Source organism: Nocardioides sp. TF02-7 (genome assembly GCF_022437945.1).
GTDB lineage: Bacteria > Actinomycetota > Actinomycetes > Propionibacteriales > Nocardioidaceae > Nocardioides.
Window position 1 is genome coordinate 113,054 of record NZ_CP092535.1, and the last position, 22,942, is coordinate 135,995.

At 74.4% G+C, this 22,942-nt stretch carries 22 protein-coding genes and 3 pseudogenes; 7 read left to right on the forward strand and 18 right to left on the reverse strand.

Annotated features, from left to right (window positions below; all coding sequences use genetic code 11):
- Nucleotides 1-16: 16 nt before the first annotated feature.
- On the forward strand, nucleotides 17-883 hold the full coding sequence (locus tag MF408_RS00595; protein WP_240249852.1) for an MBL fold metallo-hydrolase: 867 nt from the start codon (nucleotides 17-19) through the stop codon (nucleotides 881-883).
- A gap of 37 nt (nucleotides 884-920) precedes the next feature.
- On the opposite strand, the gene MF408_RS00600 is transcribed toward MF408_RS00595, so the two are convergent.
- Nucleotides 921-1,469: a pyridoxal-phosphate dependent enzyme gene (locus MF408_RS00600; RefSeq protein WP_240249853.1), complete on the reverse strand. Its 549-nt coding sequence runs from the start codon at nucleotides 1,467-1,469 to the stop codon at nucleotides 921-923.
- On the reverse strand, nucleotides 1,381-1,815 hold the full coding sequence (locus MF408_RS00605; protein WP_240249854.1) for a pyridoxal-phosphate dependent enzyme: 435 nt from the start codon (nucleotides 1,813-1,815) through the stop codon (nucleotides 1,381-1,383). The genes MF408_RS00600 and MF408_RS00605 overlap by 89 nt, the downstream gene beginning before the upstream one ends.
- 114 nt (nucleotides 1,816-1,929) lie before the next feature.
- Between MF408_RS00605 and MF408_RS00610 the strand changes: the two genes are divergently transcribed.
- Together MF408_RS00610 and MF408_RS00615 are read left to right on the forward strand one after the other, a co-directional pair.
- Nucleotides 1,930-2,178 carry a hypothetical protein gene (locus tag MF408_RS00610; RefSeq protein WP_240249855.1) on the forward strand — a complete coding sequence of 83 codons (249 nt, stop codon included), beginning with the start codon at nucleotides 1,930-1,932 and terminating at the stop codon, nucleotides 2,176-2,178.
- Nucleotides 2,179-2,239: 61 nt separating this feature from the next.
- Nucleotides 2,240-3,085, forward strand: coding sequence for a DUF3097 domain-containing protein (locus MF408_RS00615; protein WP_240249856.1), 846 nt, complete (start codon nucleotides 2,240-2,242; stop codon nucleotides 3,083-3,085).
- Between the two features lie 30 nt (nucleotides 3,086-3,115).
- Here the strand turns inward: MF408_RS00615 and MF408_RS00620 are convergent, their stop codons facing one another.
- The 6 genes and pseudogenes from MF408_RS00620 to MF408_RS24670 all read right to left on the reverse strand — a co-directional run bounded on the left by MF408_RS00620 (nucleotide 3,116) and on the right by MF408_RS24670 (nucleotide 9,777).
- A complete protein-coding gene (locus tag MF408_RS00620; RefSeq protein ID WP_240249857.1) occupies nucleotides 3,116-3,661 on the reverse strand; it encodes a TM2 domain-containing protein in 546 nt (181 codons plus the stop codon).
- A 492-nt stretch (nucleotides 3,662-4,153) separates the two neighbouring features.
- Nucleotides 4,154-5,377 (reverse strand): annotated as a pseudogene (gene hemW / locus MF408_RS00625) (radical SAM family heme chaperone HemW).
- A gap of 418 nt (nucleotides 5,378-5,795) precedes the next feature.
- Nucleotides 5,796-7,112, reverse strand: a complete 1,317-nt coding sequence (locus MF408_RS00630) for an AMP-binding protein (protein ID WP_240249858.1) — start codon at nucleotides 7,110-7,112, stop codon at nucleotides 5,796-5,798.
- Complete coding sequence (locus MF408_RS00635) at nucleotides 7,034-7,912, reverse strand: AMP-binding protein (RefSeq protein WP_240249859.1); 879 nt, start codon at nucleotides 7,910-7,912, stop codon at nucleotides 7,034-7,036. The genes MF408_RS00630 and MF408_RS00635 overlap by 79 nt, the downstream gene beginning before the upstream one ends.
- 165 nt (nucleotides 7,913-8,077) lie before the next feature.
- Nucleotides 8,078-8,719, reverse strand: coding sequence for an MOSC domain-containing protein (locus MF408_RS00640; protein WP_240249860.1), 642 nt, complete (start codon nucleotides 8,717-8,719; stop codon nucleotides 8,078-8,080).
- A 119-nt stretch (nucleotides 8,720-8,838) separates the two neighbouring features.
- Nucleotides 8,839-9,777, reverse strand: a complete 939-nt coding sequence (locus MF408_RS24670) for a protein adenylyltransferase SelO family protein (protein WP_275693305.1) — start codon at nucleotides 9,775-9,777, stop codon at nucleotides 8,839-8,841.
- 581 nt (nucleotides 9,778-10,358) lie between these two features.
- On the opposite strand from MF408_RS24670, the gene MF408_RS00650 reads away from it, so the two are divergent.
- Entirely contained in the window at nucleotides 10,359-10,769 is a 411-nt protein-coding gene (locus MF408_RS00650; protein ID WP_240249861.1) for an SgcJ/EcaC family oxidoreductase, read from the forward strand.
- A gap of 16 nt (nucleotides 10,770-10,785) precedes the next feature.
- On the opposite strand, the gene MF408_RS00655 is transcribed toward MF408_RS00650, so the two are convergent.
- The 4 genes and pseudogenes from MF408_RS00655 to MF408_RS00670 form a co-directional block, all read right to left on the reverse strand.
- A complete protein-coding gene (locus MF408_RS00655; protein ID WP_240249862.1) occupies nucleotides 10,786-11,715 on the reverse strand; it encodes an aminoglycoside phosphotransferase family protein in 930 nt (309 codons plus the stop codon).
- A 45-nt stretch (nucleotides 11,716-11,760) separates the two neighbouring features.
- A complete protein-coding gene (locus MF408_RS00660) occupies nucleotides 11,761-12,450 on the reverse strand; it encodes a hypothetical protein (RefSeq protein WP_240249863.1) in 690 nt (229 codons plus the stop codon).
- 55 nt (nucleotides 12,451-12,505) lie between these two features.
- Nucleotides 12,506-14,402 (reverse strand): annotated as a pseudogene (lepA, locus tag MF408_RS00665) (translation elongation factor 4).
- A gap of 109 nt (nucleotides 14,403-14,511) precedes the next feature.
- Nucleotides 14,512-15,081 (reverse strand): NADPH-dependent FMN reductase, encoded by a 570-nt coding sequence (locus MF408_RS00670; RefSeq protein ID WP_240249864.1) that lies wholly within the window; start codon nucleotides 15,079-15,081, stop codon nucleotides 14,512-14,514.
- Between the two features lie 141 nt (nucleotides 15,082-15,222).
- Between MF408_RS00670 and MF408_RS00675 the strand changes: the two genes are divergently transcribed.
- The gene (locus MF408_RS00675) at nucleotides 15,223-16,170 is read left to right on the forward strand and encodes a phosphotransferase (RefSeq protein ID WP_240249865.1); all 948 of its coding nucleotides are present in this window, start codon (nucleotides 15,223-15,225) and stop codon (nucleotides 16,168-16,170) included.
- Nucleotides 16,171-16,857: 687 nt separating this feature from the next.
- Entirely contained in the window at nucleotides 16,858-17,118 is a 261-nt protein-coding gene (gene rpsT / locus MF408_RS00685) for a 30S ribosomal protein S20 (RefSeq protein ID WP_240249867.1), read from the forward strand.
- A 171-nt stretch (nucleotides 17,119-17,289) separates the two neighbouring features.
- On the opposite strand, the pseudogene holA reads toward rpsT, so the two are convergent.
- From holA to MF408_RS00700, 4 genes and pseudogenes are all read right to left on the reverse strand, one after another.
- Nucleotides 17,290-17,757: pseudogene (holA, locus tag MF408_RS26430) on the reverse strand (DNA polymerase III subunit delta); the annotation flags it as partial.
- A complete protein-coding gene (locus MF408_RS00690) occupies nucleotides 17,726-18,181 on the reverse strand; it encodes a hypothetical protein (protein ID WP_240249868.1) in 456 nt (151 codons plus the stop codon). The gene MF408_RS00690 and the pseudogene holA, both read right to left, overlap by 32 nt.
- Nucleotides 18,182-18,244: 63 nt before the next feature.
- Complete coding sequence (locus MF408_RS00695; protein WP_240249869.1) at nucleotides 18,245-18,769, reverse strand: hypothetical protein; 525 nt, start codon at nucleotides 18,767-18,769, stop codon at nucleotides 18,245-18,247.
- Entirely contained in the window at nucleotides 18,727-20,553 is a 1,827-nt protein-coding gene (locus tag MF408_RS00700; protein WP_240249870.1) for a ComEC/Rec2 family competence protein, read from the reverse strand. The genes MF408_RS00695 and MF408_RS00700 overlap by 43 nt, the downstream gene beginning before the upstream one ends.
- A 142-nt stretch (nucleotides 20,554-20,695) precedes the next feature.
- On the opposite strand from MF408_RS00700, the gene MF408_RS00705 reads away from it, so the two are divergent.
- Nucleotides 20,696-21,745, forward strand: coding sequence for an HPP family protein (locus MF408_RS00705; protein WP_240249871.1), 1,050 nt, complete (start codon nucleotides 20,696-20,698; stop codon nucleotides 21,743-21,745).
- 22 nt (nucleotides 21,746-21,767) lie between these two features.
- On the opposite strand, the gene MF408_RS00710 is transcribed toward MF408_RS00705, so the two are convergent.
- Together MF408_RS00710 and MF408_RS00715 are read right to left on the reverse strand one after the other, a co-directional pair.
- The gene (locus MF408_RS00710; protein WP_240249872.1) at nucleotides 21,768-22,697 is read right to left on the reverse strand and encodes a helix-hairpin-helix domain-containing protein; all 930 of its coding nucleotides are present in this window, start codon (nucleotides 22,695-22,697) and stop codon (nucleotides 21,768-21,770) included.
- Nucleotides 22,698-22,796: 99 nt separating this feature from the next.
- Nucleotides 22,797-22,892: a DegV family protein gene (locus MF408_RS00715; protein ID WP_240249873.1), complete on the reverse strand. Its 96-nt coding sequence runs from the start codon at nucleotides 22,890-22,892 to the stop codon at nucleotides 22,797-22,799.
- Nucleotides 22,893-22,942 lie beyond the last annotated feature (50 nt).

Consider the following 22,942-nt stretch of genomic DNA (forward strand, 5'->3'; position numbering starts at 1 on the left):
GGCATAGCCTGCACGGATGCCGTTCTCCGAGGTCGCCGACCGGGTCTGGATCGCCCACCACGAGTTCATCGACATCAACATCGGGCTGGTCGGCGGCGAGCGCGGCCTGGTCGTCGTCGACACCTACGCCTCCGACGACCTCGCCCGCGCAGTGGTGGCCGACGTCCGCTCGCTCGGCGCGGGCGACGTGGTCGCCGTCGTCAACACCCACGAGCACTTCGACCACACCTTCGGCAACGGCGAGCTCCGGCGCAGCTACGGCGCCGACCTCCCCATCCACGCCACCGAGGAGGCCGCGGCCCGGACCGTGGCCAGCGGCGAGGCGTGGAAGGCGAAGTCGGAGCAGTCGGAGCAGTCGGAGCAGTACGACGACCCCCGGGTCCCCGGCATCCGCGCGACCGAGATCGTGCCGGCCGACCACACCTTCTCCTCCGCCGCCGCGATCGACCTGGGCGACCGCGTGGTCGAGCTGGTCCACCCCGGCCGCGGCCACACCGGCGGCGACCTGGTCGTGCGGGTGCCCGACGCCGACGTCGTGCTCGCCGGCGACCTCGTGGAGGAGTCCGGCCCCCCTGCCTACGGCGCCGACAGCTTCCCGCTCGACTGGCCGCTCACGCTCGACCTGGTGCTCGGGCTGGTGACGCCGGCGTCGGTGGTGGTGCCGGGGCACGGCGGCGTCGTCGACCGGGCGTTCGTGCAGGAGCAGCGCGCCGACATCGGCGTGGTCGCCGAGACGATCCGCGACCTGGCGAGCCGGGGCGTGCGGGTCGAGGACGCGCTGGCCGAGGCCGACTGGCCGTTTCCGCCCGAGCGGCTCGAGGACGCGGTCCGCCGGGGCTACGAGCAGCTGCCCCGCAGCCAGAAGCGGCTGCCGCTGCTCTGACCGCGACTGACCAGCGCCCCGGGATCCGCCGCGGGCGTCAGCCGGCGAGGACCTCCGTCAGCAGCGAGGCCGTGACGTTGCGCCCGGTCACGACCGCGACGACCGGCCCGGGAGCGGGCACCTTCCCCGCCAGCACCGCGGCCACGCCGACCGCCCCGGCACCCTCGGCCACCACGCCGCGCTCGAGGGCGAGGTGTCGCATCGCGGCCCGGATCTCCTCCTCGGTGACCGTGACCAGACCGGCGACGGTCTCGGCGACGACCGGCACGGTGACCGAGCCGGGCTCGAGCCCGCCGGCGAGCCCGTCGGCGAGCGTCGGCGAGAGCTCGACGTCGACCACCTGCCCCGCGTCGACCGCGGCGGCGACCGCCGGGTTGTGCGCGGCCTCGACGCCGACCACGCGGACGTCGGCGCGGCCGGACGCCCACAGGCCGAGGCCGGCCGCCAGCCCGCCGCCGCCGACCGGGCAGACGACCGTCAGCGGCGCGCCCGCGTCGTCACCGAGCTGGACCTCCAGCTCGCGCCCGATCGTCCCCCTGGCCGGCGATGACCGCAGGGTCGTTGTAAGCCGAGACGTAGTGCGCACCGCGGGCCGCGAGGTCGAGCGCGTGCGCCTCCGCGTCGTCGTACGTCGTGCCCACCTGCACCAGCTCGACGCCCCGGCGGCGGATCGCCGCCACCTTCGCCGGCGACGCCGTGCTCGCGGTGACCACCGTCGCGCGGAGGCCGAGCCGAGACGCGGCGTAGGCCACGCCGAGCGCGTGGTTGCCGGCCGAGGCGGTGACCACCGGCGTGCCCCTGCCGACCGCGGCCAGCGCCGCCAGGGCGCCGCGCACCTTGAACGAGCCGGTCGGCTGCCCGGTCTCCAGCTTGAGGGCCGGGCTGCCGTCCTCCGGCGGGAGCAGCGGGGTGGGCCGGAGCTGGGCCGACACCACGCGCCAGGCAGCGTCGAGGTCGTCCGTGGTCGGTCTCCGGACGTCGCGTGGCATGGGAGGACGCTAACCGGCGAGCGGGTGCCGGCGGCAGGTCGCGGGTACCGCGGCGGCATGAGCAACATGGACGAGGAGTCGAAGGAGGTCGGCGTGCCCGACGAGGCGCTGCCGGCCGACCTGGTGCCCGACCAGGACAACCCGCTCGCGGAGGGACTGCCGCCGGGCGAGCGCGCCGGTGACCTGCTCGAGGAGGGCAAGGACCCCGAGCAGACGGCCTACGCCCCCGCCGAGGGCACCGGCACCGACGGCGCGACCGGCGACCCGCCGCCGCCCGAGGAGTCCTCCGAGCCGCAGGAGACCTGACGGCTCGGCCTCCGGCGCGGCAGCCCGGCCGGAGGGCCGGTCGGCCGTACGGTGGCCCGTCGTGAACGACCGCTACGGATCCGACGTCCTGGCCACCGACTGGCGCCGCCCCAAGAACGGCCGCGCCGTGGAGGCCCCCGCCGAGCTGGGGGCCGTCGTCGAGGAGGTCACCACCGACTGGTGCGGCGAGATCGTCGCCGTCGACCGCGACCTGCACACCCTGACGCTGGAGGACCGGCGCGGGAAGCGGCGTACCTTCCCGCTCGGCCCGGGCTTCCTGCTCGAGGGCCGGCCGGTGATCCTCACCGCCCCGGTGCGCCGCGCGGCGCCTGCCGCCCCCACCCGCACGGCCAGCGGGTCGATCGCCGTCCAGGGCGCCAAGGCCCGGGTGGCCCGGGCCAGCCGGATCTTCGTCGAGGGCCGCCACGACGCCGAGCTGGTCGAGAAGGTCTGGGGCGACGACCTGCGGATCGAGGGCGTCGTCGTGGAGTACCTCGGTGGCGTCGACGACCTCGCCGACCACCTGGTGTCCTTCCGGCCCGGCCCGGAGCGACGGGTCGGCGTCCTCGTCGACCACCTGGTGCGCGGGTCGAAGGAGTCGCGGATCGCCGACGCCATCGTGCGCGGCCCGCACGGGAAGCACGTGCGGATCGTCGGGCACCCGTTCGTCGACATCTGGCAGGCCGTGAAGCCGGAGCGGCTCGGCCTCCGCGCCTGGCCCACGATCCCGCGGAACGTCGAGTGGAAGAAGGGCGTCTGCCAGCACCTCGGCTGGCCGCACCGCGACCAGGCCGACATCGCCCGTGCCTGGAAGCACATCCTGTCGCGGGTGTCGTCCTACGCCGACCTCGAGCCGGCGCTGCTCGGCCGGGTCGAGGAGCTGATCGACTTCGTCACCGTCGAGTAGCCGGCCGGTGCCCCGGCAGGGGCACGCCTGCTACCGCAGCACCCGCCCCTGGGCGTCGGTGAACGTCCGGCTGGTCAGCATGACGATGCCGTCGATGATGCCCCAGAGCCACATGCCGATCGCGAGCGGCAGGCCCACCAGGATGCAGGTCAGCAGCCAGCCGACGATGGCGCCGATGAGCTGCGCGAGGCCGACCGCGGTGTGGCCGGTGTAGAGCCGGCCGATGCCCGGGAAGCCGAGGAACGAGATGATCAGCTGCAGCAGGCCGGCGGTCAGCCGCTCCTTGTCGGAGTAGACCAGGCCGGTCTCCGGGTCGACCTGCCCGGGGATCTTCAGCGACGCCGGGACCGGGCCGTAGGGCGCGCCGGGCGCACCGGGTGCGCCGTAGGGCGGGTACGGCGACGGCTCCGGCTGGCCGTACGGCGGCGGCGCCTGCCCGTAGGGCGGTGCCGGCTGGCCGTAGGGCGGCGGTGCCTGGCCGTAGGGCGGGACCTGCGTCTCGGGCGCCGGCGGCTGGGGCGGCCGGGGTGCGCCGTTGTCGTCCTCGGCGGAGCCGCCCTTGTGGAGATCGACCATGGCCGAGACCCTAGGGGATCGCGGGTGCGTGACAGCGGCGGGTCGACGGCGCCCCGCCGCGCGGCCGCAGGGTCGCCCCAGGTGCGCCACCCCCCTCACGGCCCCTCGTTCGCGCTATCGTCGCGGCATGAGCCACCCCGTGCCGTCCCCGCACCACCAGCCGGTCAGCGCCGACGAGCGCAACTGGGGCTGCGCCGCCCACTGGAGCGCACTGGTGGGCGCCGTCGTGGCGATGGCGTTCCTCGGTCCGCTGCTGGTGATGCTCGTGAAGGGCCAGCAGTCGGGCTACGTGCGGCAGCAGGCGGTGGAGTCGCTCAACTTCCAGATCTCGATCCTCATCTACGGCCTCGTCTCGGTCGTGCTGGCGCTGGTGCTGATCGGGTTCCTGCTGCTGCTCGTCGTCGGCCTGATGTGGCTCGTCCTCACCATCCTCGGCACCATCGCGTCGAGCCGCGGGGGAGATCTACCGCTACCCGCTGACGATCCGCCTGGTCAGCTGAGGAGGTCGCGGACGACCGCGTCCGCGAGCAGCCGGCCGGCACGGGTGAGGACCAGTCGCTCGGTGTCCTCCCACGGGGCGGCCGCCACGAGCCCGCGGTCGACGAGCCCGGGCACGGCGCCACGGCCGTCGGCGTCGAGGGCGCGGGCCGGGAGCCCCTCGCGGAGCCGCACCTCCAGCAGCACCCGCTCGACGCGCCGGGTCTCCGGGTCGAGGACCTCCCGCGCGTGGGCGGGGCTGACGCCGGCCGCGAGCCGGTCGGCGTACGCGGCGGGGTGCTTGACGTTCCACCACCGCACGCCGCCGACGTGGGAGTGGGCGCCCGGGCCGACGCCCCACCAGTCGGCGCCGGTCCAGTAGCCGATGTTGTGCCGGCAGCGGGCGGCGTCGTCGCGCGCCCAGTTCGACACCTCGTACCAGCCGAGCCCGGCACCGGCGAGCAGGTCGTCGACGAGCAGGTACTTGTCGGCGAGGTCGTCGTCGTCGGGCATCGGCAGCTCGCCGCGCCGCACCCGGCGGGCCAGCGCCGTACCGTCCTCGACGATGAGCGAGTACGCCGACACGTGGTCGGGACCGCAGGAGAGCGCGGCCTCGACGGAGGTCCGCCAGTCGGCGAGGGTCTCCCCGGCGTGCCGTAGATGAGGTCGAGGCTCACCTGCTCGAAGCCGGCGCCCCGGGCGGCGTCGACCACGAGCGGCACCCGCACCGGGTCGTGCGTGCGGTCGAGCGTGGCCAGCACCTCGGGGACGGCCGACTGCATGCCGAGCGAGATCCGGTTGAAGCCGGCCTCCCGCAGGCCGGCGAGCGTGCGCTCGTCGACCGAGTCGGGGTTGGCCTCCGTCGTGACCTCCGCGTCGGCAGCCAGCCCGAACTCGGCGTCGATCGCCCGCAGCACCGCCCCCAGGTCGGCCGGGTCGAGCAGCGTGGGCGTGCCGCCGCCGAGGAACACGGTGCCCACCGGCAGCTCGGCGTCGCCGAGCACCGCCCGGGCGCGGCGTACCTCCTCGACCGCGGTCGCCGCATAGCTGCCCCGGGAGACCCCGCCCCCGAGCTCCTCGGCGGTGTAGGTGTTGAAGTCGCAGTAGCCACAGCGCACGGTGCAGAACGGCACGTGGACGTAGAACCCGAACGGCCGCTCCCCCAGCCGCTCCAGGGCGGCGGCGGGGGAGGGAGCCGTCGGCCGGGACGGGCTCTCCCTCGGGCAGGGTCGACGGCACCTGACGATGGTAGGGAGGAACCCCTACGCTGACCGAATGGACGAGCGAAAGCGGGTCGCCGTCGTCGGCGGCACCGGCGTCGCGGGCCGGCTGACCGTCGACGCGCTCCGGCGCGCCGGTCACGACGCCGTCCCGCTCTCCCGGGCGACCGGGGTCGACGTGGCGACGGGCAGCGGCCTCCGCGAGGCCCTCGACGGCGCGGACGCGGTCGTCGACACCACCAGCATCGGCACGCTCCGCGCCGGCCGGGCCGTGCCGTTCTTCGAGGCGGCGGCCCGCAACCTGTCGGCAGCCGCGGCCGACGCCGGCGTCGGCCACCTGGTGGCGCTGTCGATCGTCGGCATCGAGCGCGTGCCCACCGGCTACTACCAGGGCAAGCTGCGACAGGAGGAGGTCCTGGCCGGAGCGGCGCTGCCGGTCAGCGTCGTCCGCGCCACCCAGTTCCACGAGTTCGCCGGCCAGTACCTCGACCGCAGCCGCGGCCCCGTCGTCGTGCTGCCCCGCTGGCAGGTGCAGCCGGTGGCCGCCCGCGAGGCAGCCGACCTCCTGGCCGCCGTCGCCGTCGGCGCCCCGGTCGGACGGGTCGAGCTGGCCGGGCCGCAGGTCGAGCGGATGGCCGACCTGCTGCGCCGGACGGCGACCGCCCGCGGCGAGCGGCGGCGCGTGGTCGAGGTCCCGCTGCCGGGCGCCCTCGGGCGGGCGATGGCCCGCGGCGGCAACCTGCCCCAGGGCGACCACCGGCGCGGCGAGCAGACCTTCGCGGACTGGCTCGCCGGCGCCTGAGCTCCGACCGGCTCAGGAGTAGAACGACTCGATCAGGTCCTTGTTCTTCGCCTCGACGATCGCCCGCTTGACCTTCAGCGACGGGGTCAGCTCGCCGGACTCGATCGTGAGGTCGTGGTCGAGCAGCTCCCACTTCTTGACCGTCTCCCCACCGGTTGAGGTGGGAGTTGAGCTCCTCGACGTAGTCGCCGATCATCGCCCGCACCTTCTCCGAGCGCACGATGTCGGTGTACGACGCGCCGGCCATGTCGTTCTCCTCCGCCCAGGCGGCCATGGCGTCCGGGTCGAGGGTGATCAGCGCGACGACGAAGTTGCGCTCGGCGCCGAACACCATGAACTGGCTGACGTAGGGGCAGATCGCCTTGAACTTCGCCTCGATCGCCGGCGGCGCGATGTACTTGCCGCCGGACGTCTTGAACAGCTCCTTGATCCGGCCCGTGATCCGCAGGTAGCCGTCGACCAGCTCGCCCTTGTCGCCGGTGCGCAGCCAGCCGTCGTCGGTGAGCACGTCGGCCGTGGCATCGGGGAGGTTGTGGTAGCCCGCCATCACGTGCGGGCCCTTGAGCTGGACCTCGCCGTCCTCGCTGATCCGCACCTCGGTGCCCGGGAACGGACGGCCGACCGTGCCGATCCGGTTGTCGTCGGGGTGGTTGACCGTGGCGCCGGCCGAGTTCTCCGTCATCCCGTAGCCCTCGAGGATCACGATGCCCGCGGCGTTGAACCACGCGGCGATGTCGGGGTTGAGGGCAGCGGAGCCGGAGATGAAGAACCGGACGCGGCCGCCGAACCGCTCCCGCACCTTGCTGAACACCAGCTTGTCGAAGAGCCCGTGCTGCAGCCGCAGCAGTGCCGGGACCGGCTTGCCCTCCCGCTTCAGCGCGTCGACCTGGAGGCCGACGGCGAACGCCCGCTTGAAGATCTTCTCCTTGGCGCCGCCCTCGGCGGCCTGCATGGTGACGATCCGGGCGTGCGCCTTCTCGAAGATCCCGCGGCGCTGCCCCCCATGAACGTCGGCTTCACCACGCCGAGGTTGTCGACGATCCGGTCGACCCGGCCGTCGATGGCGGTGGCGAAGCCGCACGCGAGCTGCGTCGACAGCAGCACCTTGCCGAACGAGTGGGCCATCGGCAGCCACAGGAACTGGAGGTCGTCCTCGTGGAGGATGTCCTGCGCCTTGATCGCCTCGCCCTCGAACACCCACGCGCGGTGGAGGGTGCGCACGCCCTTGGGGCGGCCGGTCGTGCCGGAGGTGTAGATCAGGGTGGCGAGGTGGTCGGGCTGGATCTCCTTGGTGGTGGTCTCGATGGCGTCGGGGTGGTCGGCCAGGTGGCCGTCGCCGAGCTCGGCGAGCGCGTCCATCGTGATCACCCACTCGCCGTCGGCGGTGGCGTCGTCGAACGTGATCACCCGCTCCACGGCCGGCAGCTCGTCACGGTGGCTGCGCAGCTTCTCCAGCTGGGTGGCGTCCTCCACGAAGACGAAGCGGCAGTCGGAGTCACCGAGGATGTACGCCGTGTCCTCGCCGCCCGTGGTCGGGTAGACGGTGGTCGTCGCCCCGGCCGCGCACATGATGGCGAGGTCGGCGAGGACCCACTCGTACCGGGTCGACGAGGCGATGCCGACGCGCTGCTCCCGCTCGAGCCCGAGGGCGAGCAGGCCCGCGGCGAGGCGGCGTACGCGGGTGCCGGCCTGGTTCCAGGTGACCGACTCCCCAGGCGTCGCCGACCGGGAACCGGAAGGCCTCGTGGTCACCGGAGGCGGCGACCCGGTCGAGGAACTGGATCGCGACGTTCTGGGGAAGGTGATCGAGGAAACTGGTGTCGTGAGTGATGGGCATGACGCTCCTCATGCGCTTCCGAGACCGACGGTGGTTGAACGTAACCTAGATCACGCGGCAACCCGCCGGTAGCCGGACCCTCAGGTGGCGACGTAGTCCTGCGCCTTGCGCCGCGCCTTCTCCGCCAGCCCGTCGATCGCCAGCAGGTCCGGGAGCCGGCTGCGGTCGGTGTTGAGCGCCACGAACATGTCCCGCACGGTCACCCCGTGGCCGGGCTCGTGCACGACCTGAAGGTCGTCCCCGGCGCGCAGCTCGCCCGGCACCAGCACCCGCAGGTAGGGCCCCGGCCGGCCGGCCGCCGTGAACCGCCGCACCCAGGCCCGCGCGTCGTAGCCGCTGCGACCCATCCAGGTCTTGAAGTCGTTGCACGGCGTGCGGGTGAGCGTGACCTCGAGGAGGACCTCGCCGATGCGCCACCGGCTCCCGATCTCGGCCGCGTTGAGGTCGAGGCCCTCGGTCGTGAGGTTCTCGCCGAACTGCCCGTCGCGGAGCTCCTGCCCGAGCTGCTCGGCCCACCAGTCGAGGTCCTCGCGGGCGTAGGCGTAGACGGCCTGGTCGACCCCGCCGTGGTGCCGGGTGTCGGAGACCTGGTCGCCGGCCAGGCCGAGCAGCCCGACCTCGACCGGGCCGCGCACCGGCTGCTTGTCGATCGACGTGCGGCCGATCCCGGCCCAGGCGGCCTCCAGGGGCGTGCCGACGTTGACGGAGACGATGCGGGGCATGGCGGCATCCTCCCAGCGCGCGGCGCCCACCGCGCGCGATTTCCGGACGCCGGCACCACGAGGACGTCAGACGCTCCGTGGGCGATCGCCCACGTCCCGCATGACGTCGTCGCCCCTGGTCAGGTGCCGCAGTAGGTCACGTAGCGACCGAGGTCGTCGGGAGGCGGCTCGGCGTAGCGCTCGAGCCCCGGTCGCGGCTCGAACGGCTGCCGCACCGCCTCGAGCAACCGGCGCACCGGCGCGAGGTCGCCTGCCGTCGCCGCCTCGAGCGCCTCCTCGACGAGGTGGTTGCGCGGGACGTGCACAGGGTTGACCCGGTCCATCGCGTCGGGCTCCGGGCGCAGCGCCCGCCACGCGTCGAGCCAGGCGTCGACGGCGGGGAGGTCGAGGAACAGCTCGCGGACGGGTTCGGCGTCGCCGCGGGCGGCGGTGCCGAGCCGCCGCCAGAACGACGTGTGGTCGACCCGGCTCGCCTGCAGCAGCGGGAGCAGCTGGTCGCAGACCCGGTCGGCGTCGGACGGTGGGGCGGAGGCGAGGCCGAGCTTGGCCCGCATCCCGGCCGACCACGCCGCGGAGTACTCCGGGCGGAACGAGCCGAGGGCCTCGCTCGCCGTCGCCACGGCACGGTCGGTGTCGTCGTCGAGCAGCGGCAGCAGCGCCTCGCCGAGGCGGGCGAGGTTCCACTCCGCCACGACCGGCTGGTTGGCGTAGGCGTAGCGGCCGCCGTGGTCGATCGAGCTGAACACCGTCGCGGGATCGAACGCGCCGAGGAAGGCGCACGGGCCGTAGTCGATGGTCTCCCCCGAGATCGTCATGTTGTCGGTGTTCATCACGCCGTGGACGAAGCCGACGAGCATCCACCGGGCGACCAGCCGGGCCTGGGCGGAGATCACCGCCCGGTAGAGCGCGAGGTAGGGCTGCTCCTGGCCGGCGGCATCGGGGTGGTGCCGCTCGATCGCGTGGTCGGCCACGCGCCGGAGCAGCGCGGGGTCGTCCATCGCCCGGACCAGCTGGAAGGTGCCGACCCGCAGGTGGCTGCTCGCCACCCGCGCCAGCACCGCGCCGGGGGAGCGCGGTGTCCCGGCGGACCCGGCGCCCGGTCGCGACGACGGCGAGCGACCGCGTCGTGGGGATGCCGAGCGCGTGCATGGCCTCGCTGACGACGTACTCGCGCAGCATCGGGCCGACCGCGGCCAGGCCGTCACCGCCCCGCGCCAGCGGCGTCCGGCCCGAGCCCTTGAGGTGCACGTCGCGCAGGCGGCCCTCGCGGTCGGCCAGCTCGCCGAGCAGGAGCGCCCGGCCGTCGCCCAGCCGGGCGAACCCGCCGAACTGGTGACCGGCGTACGCCTGCGCCACCGGCGACGTGCCGGACGGCGGACGGGTGCCGGTGAGCAGGCCGATCCCCTCGTCGGTGCGCAGCCACTCCGGGTCCAGCCCCAGCTCGCCGGCCAGCGGCTCGTTGAGGAGCAGCAGCCGTGGCGCCGGCGTCTCCGCCGCCTGCACCGGCACGGCCAGCTCGGGCAGCTCGGTCGCGAAGCGCGCCTGGAAGGGAGCGACGCCGGTCGGGGCAGAGGTCATGCTTCGAGCGTACGGACCGCACCATTGACCTCAACCACACTTGAAGTACCAAGGTTCTTCCATGACCGAGACCACCACCAGCCCGGACGTCGAGAACGACGTCGCCGCCCTCCACCAGCTCGTGAAGGAGGTCGAGCGGGTCCAGGCCAACGAGCTCGTCGCCGAGTTCGTCGCCCTGTTCCGCCACGACGCGATCTGGACCACCGCGCACGGCAAGCGGCTCTTCGGCCGCGACGCGATCGCCGCGTTCACCGCGCAGGTCCTGCCCGGGTCGAGCGCCCACGGCCGCGCGACGTACGACGTCGAGCACGTCCTGTTCATCCGGCCCGACGTGGCCGCCGTGAAGGTCGAGCAGCGCTACTACGACGCCGACGGTCGCCTCGAGTCGCAGGGCACGCCGATGTACGTGCTCGCCAAGGAGGACGGTCGCTGGTTGCTCACGGCCAACCAGAACACCTCGGTGGTGACCTGACCCGACGGTCGCGGGCTCAGTCCTGCACCGCCTTCGCGACCGTGATGCACCGGGTCACGTGGTCGCGCTCGTCGGGGGTGAGCGGGCGTCCGGCGCGCACGGCGTCGTCATGGGCCCAGTGCGCGTCGAGGACGCTGCGGACCACGACCCAGTCGCGGGCGCGCGGCTCGTCGAGCCCGGCCGTGTCGACCAGTGCGTGGAACCGGCGGCGGATCCCGTCGCGCACCGTCCCGACCGCGCCCAGCTCCTCGAACCGGTCCTTCAGCATCGGCTGGAGCTCGTAGTGCGGGTCGCCGTTGGCCGGCTTCGGGTCGATCGCGAGCCACCGCGGCTCGCCGCTCCGCTCGCCGAGCAGCACGTTCTCGTAGTGCAGGTCGCCGTGGACGACCGCGGTGGCCGGCTCCGCGCACAGGTCGCGAGCCAGCCCGACCACCTGCTCGACGAGCCGGCGCGGCACCGGCACCGCGTGCGCGTCGCGCTCCAGCGCGGCGGTCCAGCGGACGACGTACGCCGCCTGCTCACGCAGCTGCGGCATCGGTGGCACGTGGAGGTCGCCGTAGAGGCTCCCGACGATCTCGCACGCCTCCTGGTCCCAGTGGTCGGTGAGGTCGGTGCGGTCGAGCCGCTCCAGCAGCAGCGCCCGGCGCGCCGGGTCGGCCCGCAGCAGCCGCACCGCTCCCCTCCCCCGCCAGCGCTGCAGCGCGAGGTGCTCGTGCTCGCTCTCGTCGTCGGGCAGGCCGACCTTGAGCACCGCGTCCGCACCCGACGGCGTGGCCACCGGCGCGACCAGCGAACAGAACCCGTGCCACAACGGGCCCTCGAGGACCAGCTCCCACTCCTCGACCACCCCGGCGAAGAGGCCGGGCAGCCGGTCGAGCCACGCCTCCCACGCGGGGCCCAGCGCCCGCTGCCGGTCGAGGCCGGGCGGGATCGTCAGCGGTGGCACCCGCCCATCCCACCAGAGCGTGCCAACGCCGCCTTGCCGCCGGGCTCAGCGGCGTGCAGCGACCCGGACCCGGGGGCCGAACGGCGGGAGCCACCGCGAGAGGCGGGTGCCACCGTCCCACTCGTCGGAGAAGCTGCTCGACGACTCGTCGGCCGGGTCGTCGGGATCGACCCACTGGTGCGCCCGCACGGCGACCCGGACCCAGCGCGGGTCGCGGAGGCAGCGCCGCGGCACCGACACCCGCAGGTAGTCCTCCGCCAGGTGGACCCGCCGCTGGACGCGGCACCCGTCGCCGATCCAGCTGATGACGGAGGACCCGCAGTCGTCGGCCTCGCCGGGGCCGCGGCCCTTCGGATCCCTCCCCAGGAAGACGAAGGTGTCGAACTTCCCGGGCGTCTCCTCCCACCGATAGACCGAGAGCCTCCACCCTGCGCGAGGCGTCCGGAAGTGGATCCACACCGACTGCTCGAGCGCATGGACGAGGTCGCGGAAGCGCACGGTGACCTCGACCGGCCGTCGTCCGTGCCGCACCGTCACCCGGGTGATGTCGGAGTTGACCTCCGCGCTGCCGTCGAGGTCGGTCACGGTGCCGCACGGCTCGGGGTCGGGGTCGAAGTGCCACCCCTCGACGTCGCCGCGCGGGTCGGGGCTCGTCCACCGCTCTGCCTGGGCGGTCGCGGGCAGGAGGAGCAGCAGGGCGAGGGCGGCGGCCAGGACCGCGCGGAGCGAGCGCATGGTCGATTCTGGACCGCCGGGTGCGGGCGCTGCAGCCGATCGGCTGCCCCGGACGCTACTTCTTCGGCTTGTCCCCCGCCGGGCCCGACGTGGAGAGCGCGGCCACGAACGCCTCCTGGGGGACCTCGACGCGGCCGACCATCTTCATCCGCTTCTTGCCCTCCTTCTGCTTCTCGAGCAGCTTGCGCTTGCGGGTGATGTCACCGCCGTAGCACTTGGCGAGCACGTCCTTGCGGATCGCGCGGATGTTCTCGCGGGCGATCACGCGGGCGCCGATGGCCGCCTGGATCGGCACCTCGAACTGCTGCCGCGGGATCAGCTCCTTGAGCTTGCCCGCCATCATCACGCCGTAGCCGTACGCCGCGTCGCGGTGCACGATCGCCGAGAACGCGTCGACCGGCTCGCCCTGGAGCAGGATGTCGACCTTGACCAGGTCGGCCGCCTGCTCGCCCGAGCGCTCGTAGTTGAGGGAGGCGTAGCCCTTGGTCTTCGACTTCAGCTGGTCGAAGAAGTCGAAGGCGATCTCGCCCATCGGCAGGGTGTAGCGCATCTCCACGCGGTCCTCGGACAGGTAGTCCATGCCGAGCAGGGTGCCGCGCTTGGCCTGGCACAGCTCCATGATCGTGCCGATGTAGTCGGCCGGCGCGAGGATCGTCGCGGACACCACCGGCTCGCGGACCTCGGCGATCTTGCCGTCGGGGTACTCGCTGGGGTTGGTGACGGTGATCTGCGAGCCGTCCTCCATGACCACCTCGTAGACCACGTTGGGCGCGGTCGAGATCAGGTCGAGGTTGAACTCGCGCTCCAGCCGCTCACGGGTGATCTCCATGTGCAGCAGGCCGAGGAAGCCGCAGCGGAAGCCGAACCCGAGCGCACCGGAGGTCTCCGGCTCGTAGGTCAGCGAGGCGTCGTTGAGCTGCAGCTTCTCCAGCGCGTCGCGCAGCTCGGGGATACTGGTCGCCGTCGATCGGGTAGAGCCCGGCGTAGACCATCGGCGTCGGGTGCGCGTAGCCGCCCAGTGGGTCGTCCGCCCCGTGGTGCTGGCTGGTGACGGTGTCGCCGACCCGCGACTGGCGCACGTCCTTCACGCCGGTGATCAGGTAGCCGGTCTCGCCGACGCCGAGCTCGTCGGCCTTCAGCGGCTCGGGGCTGATCACGCCGACCTCGAGCATCTCGTGCACGGCCCCGCTCGACATCATCTTGATCCGGTCGCGGTGCCGCAGCGAGCCGTCGACGACCCGCACGTAGGTGACGACGCCGCGGTAGGTGTCGTAGACCGAGTCGAAGATCAGCGCCCGCGGCGGGGCGTCTGCGTCACCCACCGGCGCCGGCACCTGCTTGACGATCTCGTTGAGCAGCGCCTCCACGCCGACGCCGGTCTTCGCCGACGTCAGCAGGACGTCCTCGGGCTCGCAGCCGACGAGGTTCGCCAGCTCGAGGGCGTACTTCTCGACGTTGGCCGACGGCAGGTCGATCTTGTTGAGCACCGGGATGATGTGCAGGTCGGCGCCCATCGCCAGGTAGAGGTTGGCCAGGGTCTGCGCCTCGATGCCCTGCGCCGCGTCGACCAGCAGGATCGCCGCCTCGCACGCCTCCAGCGACCGGGACACCTCGTAGGTGAAGTCGACGTGGCCCGGGGTGTCGATCATGTTGAGGACGTAGGTGCCCGGCTCGAGGTCGGGCCCGTGCTGCTCGGCGGCCTCCTCGGTGATCGTCCACGGCATCCGGACCGCCTGGGACTTGATCGTGATCCCGCGCTCGCGCTCGATGTCCATCCGGTCGAGGTACTGCGCCTTGGCCTCCCGCTCGCCGACGACGCCGGTCAGCTGCAGCATCCGGTCGGCCAGCGTCGACTTCCCGTGGTCGATGTGGGCGATGATGCAGAAGTTGCGGATGACCGCAGGGTCGGTGCGACCGGGCTGCGGAGCGGCGGAGGCGGGCACGGGAGGCATGGTGCGGCCATTGTTCCAGGGTCGGCACCGGTTGCCACATCGGCCGCGGCCCCGCCGGACCCGGTCGGCGACGGCCGGTGGTCGGCGCCGGTCGGTCAGCGCCGGTCGGTCACGGCCGGGGGATCACGGTCAGCACCCGCTCGACGTGGGTGCGGAACTCCTCCATGAACTCGCGCAGGAACGCCTCCGTCGTCTCGTCGCTCACCTCGCCGTCGTCGGCGACCAGGCCCGGACGCATGTGGATGTAGGCCTCCGGTGCGGTCATCTGCCGCGCGTTGCAGAAGCTCAGCACCGCCCGCAGGCTCTGCTGGCCCACCGCCGTGCCGATCGGCCCGATGGACGCCCCGATCACCGCCGCCGGCACGTGGTGGAACGAGTTCTGGCCCCACGGGCGCGACGCCCAGTCGATCGCGTTCTTGAGGGCTCCGGGGATGGAGCGGTTGTACTCCGGCGTCACGAACAGCACCGCGTCGCACGCGGCGATCGCCTCCTTCAGCGCCGCCGGCTCCGGCGGGTAGTCGGCGTCGTGGTCGGGGCTGTAGAGCGGCAGGTTGCCGATCGGCAGCTCGACGAACTCCAGGTCCGGCGGTGCGAGGCGGATCAGGGCCTTGCTGAGGCGCCGGTTGATCGAGGTCGAGGAGAGACTGCCGACGAAGTAGCCGACCCGGTAAGTGCGCATGTTGTTCCTCCTCCGGTCGGCGTACGGCGGCCGGGACCGGTCGCCGTACGCCCGGACGGTTGACCGGTGAGCGGTACCCCGTCGCCGCGCCGGCCATCCGGGAACCGCGGCGACCCCGACCCGGGCTGCCACGATGGGCGGGTGATCCCCACCTCCCTCCCGCACGGCCGGACCGCGCGCCGGCTGGAGTGGGTCCACCTCCCGCCGGCGGTCCGGTCGCTGGTGGAGCGGCGCTGCGGAGCGCCGGTGACCGACGCGGCGTCGCGGACGGCCGGCTTCACGCCCGGGTTCGCCTCGGTGCTGACCTGCGCCGACGGCAGCCGCCACTTCGTGAAGGCGGCGTCGGTCAAGGCCCAGCGGGTGTTCGCCGAGTCCTACCGCGTGGAGGCCCGCAAGCTCGCTGCGCTGCCGCCGGAGGTGCCGGCTCCGAGGCTGCTGTGGGTGCACGACGACGATGACTGGGTCGTCCTCGGCATCGAGCACGTCGAGGCCCGCCACCCGGCACGGCCCTGGCGGGCCGACGACCTCGACGCCGCGCTGGCGATGACGGGCCGGATCGCCGAGGTGCTGACGCCCGCGCCCGCGGGCCTGGCCCTGGAGCCGGTCGAGGTCGAGCTCGCCGGCTGGCCCGCGCTCTGGGAACGGGTCGCCGAGGTGCGGCCCGGCCTGCCCCACCTCGACGACGCGGCAGCACTCGCCGGTCGGTTCGCGGAGGTCGCCGCCGGCGACACCGTGGTCCACAGCGACATCCGGGACGACAACGTCCTGCTGCTCGCCGACGGCTCCGCCCTGGTCTGCGACTGGAACTGGCCGATGCTCGGCGCCGCCTGGCTGGACACCCTCTGGCTCCTCCTCGGTCCCCGCGGCGACGGCCTCGACGCCGACGCGGTGCTCGCGACGCACCCGCTGACCCGTGACGTCCCGGCCGACCACGTCGACGTCGTGCTCGCCCTGCTGGCGGGCTACTACCTCAAGTCGGGCGCCGATCCCGCGCCGCCGACCTCGCCCTACGTCCGCCAGGTGCAGCAGTGGCACGGCCTGGTGTGCTGGGACTGGCTGGCCGAGCGCCGCGGGTGGGCGACCGGCTGAGCCGCGTCACCGCCCGCCGGTGATCTCCGGGTCGACCACGACGACCTCCCGGTCCTCGGAGTCCACCCACACGTCGATGACGGCCTCCCGCCGGATCCGGTGGACCTGCAGCTGCTGGACGAGGGTGCGGTGCTCCACCCGGTAGGAGTCGTCCTCCCCGGGCAGGCGGACGTCGAGCACCATCGCGACGTAGGGGTGGTTGTTGACCGCCCCGTCGGCCCGGGCGCTGACGATGGTGGCCCGCGCGCGGGTGCCCTCCGCCAGGATCCGCGCGCGCTCGCGGCGCGCGGTCGCCGTCCTCCTGCCGGCGACGGTCACCGCCACCAGACCGGTCACGCCGCCGATCACCAGCGCGGCGGTCACCAGCTCCTGCCGGCCCTGGGCCAGCCCGATGACGAGGAACACCCAGAACAGCACGGCACCCGGCACGACCAGGGCGAACAGCGAGGAGCTCGGGCGCACCCGCGAGAATCTGGCAGATCCCGGCCGGCACGGCAAACGGTGGACCCACCCGGCACCGGCTCGATTTTGGGGCCGTCCGGCACCGCTGTTAGCCTTGTCCGTCGCGTCAGCAGCAGGTTCCGGCGTGCCCGGCCACCGGTCGGGAAGCGGGAGCAGGCGCCGACGCTCTCCGGACCAGACCCGACCCACCCCGATCCACGGATCCAGACGACCAGAGGCGTAGTAGTGGCGAACATCAAGAGCCAGATCAAGCGGAACAAGCAGAACGAGAAGCGTCGCGAGCGCAACAAGGCGGTCAAGACCAGCCTGAAGACCGCCGTGCGCAAGTTCCGCGAGGCCGCCGAGGCCGGCGACAAGGAGCAGGCCGTGACGCTCGGCCGCGACGCCGCCCGCAAGCTCGACAAGGCCGCGTCCAAGGGCGTGATCCACAAGAACCAGGCCGCGAACCGCAAGTCCGCGATCATGAAGAAGGCCGCCTCCCTCTGAGGCCTGCCGGCGCTCCGGTCCGGAGCACCAGCGACGGCCCTCGGGCCGTGCACCGAAGGAAGCCCCGCCACGGCGGGGCTTCCTCGTTTTCCAGTCCCGTCGCAGCTCGCCGATGGTGAGCACCAGGCGCTCGAGGGTGTACGACGCGTCGCCCGCGGCGCCCTTGACCTCGGCGTCCGCGCGGGCCACGGCGCGGATCGCGCCGGCGAGGCCGTCCTCGCTCCAGGCGCGGGCCTGGTCGCGGATCGTGCGGACCTTCCAGGGCGGCACGCCGAGCTCGCGGGCGAGGTCGGCGTCGCGCAGTCCGCGGGCCGCGCCCTTGTAGCGCGCGAGGCCGCGGACGCTGCCGGCGAAGGCCGAGGTGACGAGGACCGGCGGCGTGCCGGCGTCGAGCGCCCAGCGCAGCTCCTCGAGCGCCTGCCGCGGCCGCCCGGAGAACGCGGCGTCGGCGACGGCGAACGACTTGGCCTCCGCCCGGCCGGCGAAGTAGCGCCGCACCTTGTCGCCGCTGAGCCGCTCGCCGGGGAAGTCGTTGGTGAGCTGGTGGGCGGCCGCCGCGAGGGAGCGGAGGTCGTGGCCGACCGCCTCCACCAGCGCCTCGGCCGCCTCACGGTCGATGGTCGCGCCGTGGCGGCGCACCTCGGAGGCGACGAACTGGGGGGAACTCCGACGGCTTCAGCTCCGCCGACTTCTCCTCGGTCACGGTGGGGAGCTTGCGCAGCTTGGCGAGCACGCCGGAGCCCTTGTTTCCTCCACCGTGGACCAGCACCAGGGCGACGTCGTCGGCCGGGGCGGCGGCGTAGCCGAGCAGCCCGTCGACCGACTCGTCGGGCAGGTTCTCCAGTCCTCTCACCACGACGCACCGCACGGTGGAGAACAGCGAGGGCGCGCTCAGCTCGCCCAGCGTGGCGAGGGTGAGGTCGGCCGCGGTCGCGTCGGAGACCTCGGCCTCCGGGTCGTGCGCGCGGACCGCCGCGCGCACCTCGTCGACCACCCGGGCGCCGAGGAACTCCTCCTTGCCGGTGACCAGCAGCACCCGCCCCAGCACGTCCTCCACCCGCATGCGTCACACCTTCCCACACGGTGCCGACAGCGCGCGGTCGCGCCGACCCGCCACGACCACAGGTCACCGGCTCACCGCTTCCGGCCCGTCGGGACCGGCCACCACGGCCACGTCGCCCTGCTCGTCGGTGCGGGCCACCTCGGCACCCGCGCGGTCCAGGGCCTCGAGCAGCCGCGGGTGCGGGTGGCCGTAGTCGTTGTCCTCCCCCACGGACACGACCGCGACCCCGGCGCCGAGCGACGTCAGCCACTCCGTGGCCTGGTGGGCGCTCCCGTGGTGCGGCACCTTGAGCACGTCGACGGCCAACCCGGGCAGGAGCGCCGCGAGCCGCTCCTGCCCCGGCGGCTCCAGGTCGCCGGTGAGCAGCAGCCGCAGCCCGTGGGTCTCGACGAGCAGCACGACGCTGGCGTCGTTGGCGGCGCTGCCGTCACCCGGGCCGACCACCGGGGCGGCGAGGTCGGGCCACAGCACCTGGACCGTCGTCGGGCCGATGCGCCGGGTGGTGCCGTGCAGTGCTGACGCCGCCGGCACCCCCGCCCGCCCCGTCAGGCGCCGGACCTCGTCGACCGCCGGGTGCGGGTCGAGCATCGGGCTGACCTCCACCGCGGCCACCCGGCGCTCGCGCAGCACCCCTCCAGTCCGTCGACGTGGTCGGCGTGGAAGTGCGTCAGCACCACGAGCGGCACCGCACGGACGCCGAGCCGGTCGAGGCAGCCGTCCACCGCGTCGGCATCGGGCCCGGCGTCGACGACCACCGCCGCGCCGGGACCGGCCGGGAGCGCGAGCGCGTCGCCCTGGCCGACGTCGCACGCCACCAGCACCCAGCCGTCGGGCGGCCATCCCCCGAGAGCGCCGATCCGGCCGGGCACGCCGGTGACCAGGGCCAGCACCGCGACGCCGAGCACCACCGCCACCGACCGGTGCCGCAGCACGCGCGGGAGGAGCGCCGCCGTGAGCAGGCACAGCAGCGCCAGCCCGCCGATCGCGACCGTTCCGGTGCCCCAGGCGACCGACGCCGCCGGCAGCGCTGCCCCTCGCTCGGCGACCAGCACGATCCACGCCACGCACCACGCCGCGGCCGTGCCGGCGAGCCGCCCCACCGGCTCGACGACCAGGCCCAGCAGGCCGCCCGCCAGGCCGAGGACCGTCGCCGGCCCGACGACCGGCGCCACCAGCACGTTCGCCGCGACGGCCACGAGGCTCACCTCGCCGGCCAGCGCCGCCACCACCGGCGTGCACGCGAGCTGCGCCGACAGGGGCACCGCGAGCGCGACCGCCAGGGGCGCCGGCAGCCAGCGGGACAGCGCCGCCTGCAGGGGCGGGCCGGCCACGACGATCCCCGCGGTGGCGAGCACCGAGAGCGCGAACCCTGCGGACACCGCGAGCGCGGGGCTCACGAGCAGCAGGGCGGTCACCGCGACGCCGAGCGCCCGGAGCCCGCGGCGGCGGCCGTCGGTCGCCAGCGCGAACGTCCCGACGGCTCCCATCACCGCCGCCCGCAGCACGCTCGGCTCGGTGCGGGCGAGCAGCACGAAACCGACGATCCCCACCACCACCACGACGTGCAGCCACCGGCCCCGCACCCCCAGCGGTCGCGCGACCAGCAGGAGGAAGCCCAGCAGCAACGTCAGGTTGGTCCCCGAGACCGCCGTCAGGTGGGTGAGCCCCGTGGTCCGGAAGTCCTGCTCGAGCTCCGGCGGCAGCCCGGCGTCGTCGCCCACGACGAGGGCCGGCACCAACGCCCGCTGCTCCTCCGGACGGTGCGCCACCGACTCCCGCAGGGCCGCGCGGACCGCGTCGGCGCCGCGCCACCACACGTCGGGGCCACGGATCCGCACGGGCTGGCGCGGGCCGGTGACGACGGCCGCCAGCGCCGGGTCGTCCGGAGGCGCGAGCCTGCCGGTGAACCGCAGCCGCTCCCCCAGTGCGACCGCCGCCCAGCGCTCGTCGGCCAGCACGAGCACCGGGGCGCCGAGCCGGTACGTCGTCCCGCGCCCGGTGACCACGTGCGCCTTCGCCCGCACCACCACCTGCTCACCCCACGGGCCGGTCACCGGCCACGGGTCGGAGGTGACCGTCGCCTCCATGGTGACGACCGCCCGCTGCTCGGCCAGGACGGCCACCGGACCGGTCGCGACCGCCTGGTGGCGCAGCAGGGTGCCCCCGGCGACCGCAGCCGCGACCAGGCACCCGGCGACGAGGAGCCCGGGACCGCGCCGCCACCACACGACGACGCCCACCCCCACGGCAGCGCCCACCGGCCAGACGGCGGCGAGGCCGAGCACGTGGGCCACGATCCCGCCGGCCCACGCGGCCGCACCGACCAGCGGCATCCGCAGGTCGTGGCGCCATCGGGCCGAGGGCTCGGTCATGCAGGCGACGCTAGGGGACCGGCGCCCGTCCGACCGGGGACCGTGGGCCGCACCTGTGGAGTGAGCGGGCCGTCGCCCGCCCCTGTGGACGGTTTCGGGCGGATCCCGTCCCGTCCGCTCGCCGGCCCCGTAGGGTGCGCCGGTGCGCTACACCCCTGCCGAGGTCGCCCGCGGCGCGCTCGGTGCCCTCGTCGGCATCGTCGTCGCCGGCGCGACCGCCCGGGTCGTGCCGGGCGGCCCGGACCTGCTGCCGTTCATCGTCGCGCCCATGGGCGCGACCGCCGTCCTGCTCTTTGCGGTGCCCGCCAGCCCGCTCGCCCAGCCGTGGCCGGTGCTCGGCGGCAACGTGGTCTCGACGCTGATCGGCCTCGCCGCGCACGTGGTGGTCGACGACCCGCTGGCCGCGGCCGCGGCCGGGGTCGGCACGGCGATCGGCGCGATGATGCTGCTGCGTTGCCTCCACCCGCCGGGCGGTGCGTGCGCGCTGCTCGCCGCCACCGCCACACCGGTCATCGCCGAGCACGGCGTGGCGTTCGCGGCGCTCCCGGTGGCGGTCAACACGCTCGCCCTGCTGCTGGTCGCCGCCGCCGTCAACAACCTGACCGGCCACCGGTACCCCCACCGCGCGCCGGCGCCCGCCGAGCCGGCGGGAGGCGCCGAGCTCGGCATCGGCACCGGCGACATCGAGGCCGCCATGGCCCGCTACGCGCAGCGGCTCGACGTGCTCCCCGCGGACGTCGCCGCGCTGGTCCGCGAGGCCGAGGAGCATGCCCTCGACCGACGACTGGGATCGGTCCCGGTCGAGCGGGTGATGCACACCGACGTCGCCGTGGTCCGCCCGTTCGAGTCGATCTACCGCGCCCGGACCGTGATCGTGCAGCGCCGGGTGAAGACGCTGCCGGTCGTCGACGAGGACGACCGGGTCGTCGGCGTCGTCTCGATCATCGACCTCTTCACCCGCGACCTGGTCGAGCTCGAGACCGTCGAGACGGTCATGGTCGGCGACGTCACCACGATCCCCGCCGCCACCCCGGTCGCCGAGCTGGTGCCGCTGATGACCCGGGACGGCTACAAGGACGTCCCCGTGGTCGACGCCGAGGGACGGCTGGCGGGCATCATCACCCGGGGCGACCTGATCGCCGTGCTTCACCGCGCCCTCGTGTCCCGCGACGACAGCGTCACCGGCTGGTGATGGCGCGCTCGGACCGCCCGGGTCAGACGGTCACGTAGGGCAGCAGCTTCGCCAGGGTCACCTCGCCGATCCCGTCGACGGCCAGCAGCTCCTCGACGCTGGTGAAGCCGCCGTTGTGCTCGCGCCAGGTGACGATCGCCTGGGCGGTGACCGGCCCGACCTCGGGCAGCGTCTCGAGCTCGGTCAGCGAGGCGGTGTTGAGGTCGACCAGGGCGGCGGGCGCCCCTGGCAGTGCGGACGGTCCGGACGGCGCCGACGGGCCGCTCGGCACGACCGGCGCGCTGGCGGCGGGAACGCCCACCACGACCTGCTCCCCGTCCACGAGGAGCCGGGCCAGGTTGAGACCGGTCAGGTCCACGCCCCGCCGGGCTCCTCCCGCCGCCTCCAGCGCGTCGACCACCCGAGCGCCGGCGTCGAGGACGACGATGCCGGGCCGGCGCACCTTGCCGGCCACGTCGACGGTGACGGTCGCGGTGGTCGGCGCATCGGGGCCGGCAGGCGTGCCGGAACCGGCCGGGTCGGTCGGGACACCGGACGTGGGGGCACCGGACGCCGGCGGCAGCCCCACCAGGGGCGCGGCGGTGCCGCCCGGCCCGGCCGTCGTGACCGGCAGCTGCTCGGCCCGGTCGCGGACCACCCACCAGGTGGTGAGCGCGAGCCCCAGCGCCACCACCACCGCGACCACCGCGAGCTGCGCCGCGCCAAGCCGCGGCAGCGCACCGACGAGCACCGGCCGGCGACGGCGGCGCGCGGCGTGCCGGCCCGGCGTCGGCAGCGGCGGCGGCTCCGCGACCGGTCGGACGGGCGTGGTGCCAGGACGGACGTCGGTGCCGGCGTCGGCACCGACGTTCGCACCGATGTCGGCGGCCAGCAGGGCCAGCCGCCTGGCGGCGGCATCGGCCCGTGCGGACCGCGCCTCCACCCCGCCGGGTGCACCACGGGAGCTGCGCATGCGACGACGGTAGGCGGCCGGGGCGACGAGCGGCACCGCCGGTGCGGCGGCCTGTGGACGACCAGGGTCCCGCCGGGAGGCTGTGGACGGTTGGTGGGCTCAGGCCTGGTGGTCGACCAGCGGCGCCACGCAGATGGCGAGCATGCCGGGCCCGACGTGGGCGCCGAGCACCGCACCGAGCTCGGCGCACCGCACCCTCCCGGCCCTCCAGCTGGTCGGCCAGCCGCTCCGACAGGCTCTGCGTG

Coding starts and splice junctions, on each gene's coding strand:
- MF408_RS00595 (WP_240249852.1), top strand. CDS start 17: ATGCCGTTCTCCGAGGTCGCCGACCGGGTCTGGATCGCCCACCACGAG.
- MF408_RS00610 (WP_240249855.1), top strand. CDS start 1,930: ATGAGCAACATGGACGAGGAGTCGAAGGAGGTCGGCGTGCCCGACGAG.
- MF408_RS00620 (WP_240249857.1), bottom strand. CDS start 3,661: ATGGTCGATCTCCACAAGGGCGGCTCCGCCGAGGACGACAACGGCGCA.
- MF408_RS00630 (WP_240249858.1), bottom strand. CDS start 7,112: ATGCAGGCCGCCGAGGGCGGCGCCAAGGAGAAGATCTTCAAGCGGGCG.
- MF408_RS00640 (WP_240249860.1), bottom strand. CDS start 8,719: ATGCCCCGCATCGTCTCCGTCAACGTCGGCACGCCCCTGGAGGCCGCC.
- MF408_RS00650 (WP_240249861.1), top strand. CDS start 10,359: ATGACCGAGACCACCACCAGCCCGGACGTCGAGAACGACGTCGCCGCC.
- MF408_RS00660 (WP_240249863.1), bottom strand. CDS start 12,450: ATGCGCTCGCTCCGCGCGGTCCTGGCCGCCGCCCTCGCCCTGCTGCTC.
- MF408_RS00670 (WP_240249864.1), bottom strand. CDS start 15,081: ATGCGCACTTACCGGGTCGGCTACTTCGTCGGCAGTCTCTCCTCGACC.
- MF408_RS00690 (WP_240249868.1), bottom strand. CDS start 18,181: ATGCGGGTGGAGGACGTGCTGGGGCGGGTGCTGCTGGTCACCGGCAAG.
- MF408_RS00695 (WP_240249869.1), bottom strand. CDS start 18,769: ATGCTCGACCCGCACCCGGCGGTCGACGAGGTCCGGCGCCTGACGGGG.
- MF408_RS00700 (WP_240249870.1), bottom strand. CDS start 20,553: ATGACCGAGCCCTCGGCCCGATGGCGCCACGACCTGCGGATGCCGCTG.
- MF408_RS00710 (WP_240249872.1), bottom strand. CDS start 22,697: ATGCGCAGCTCCCGTGGTGCACCCGGCGGGGTGGAGGCGCGGTCCGCA.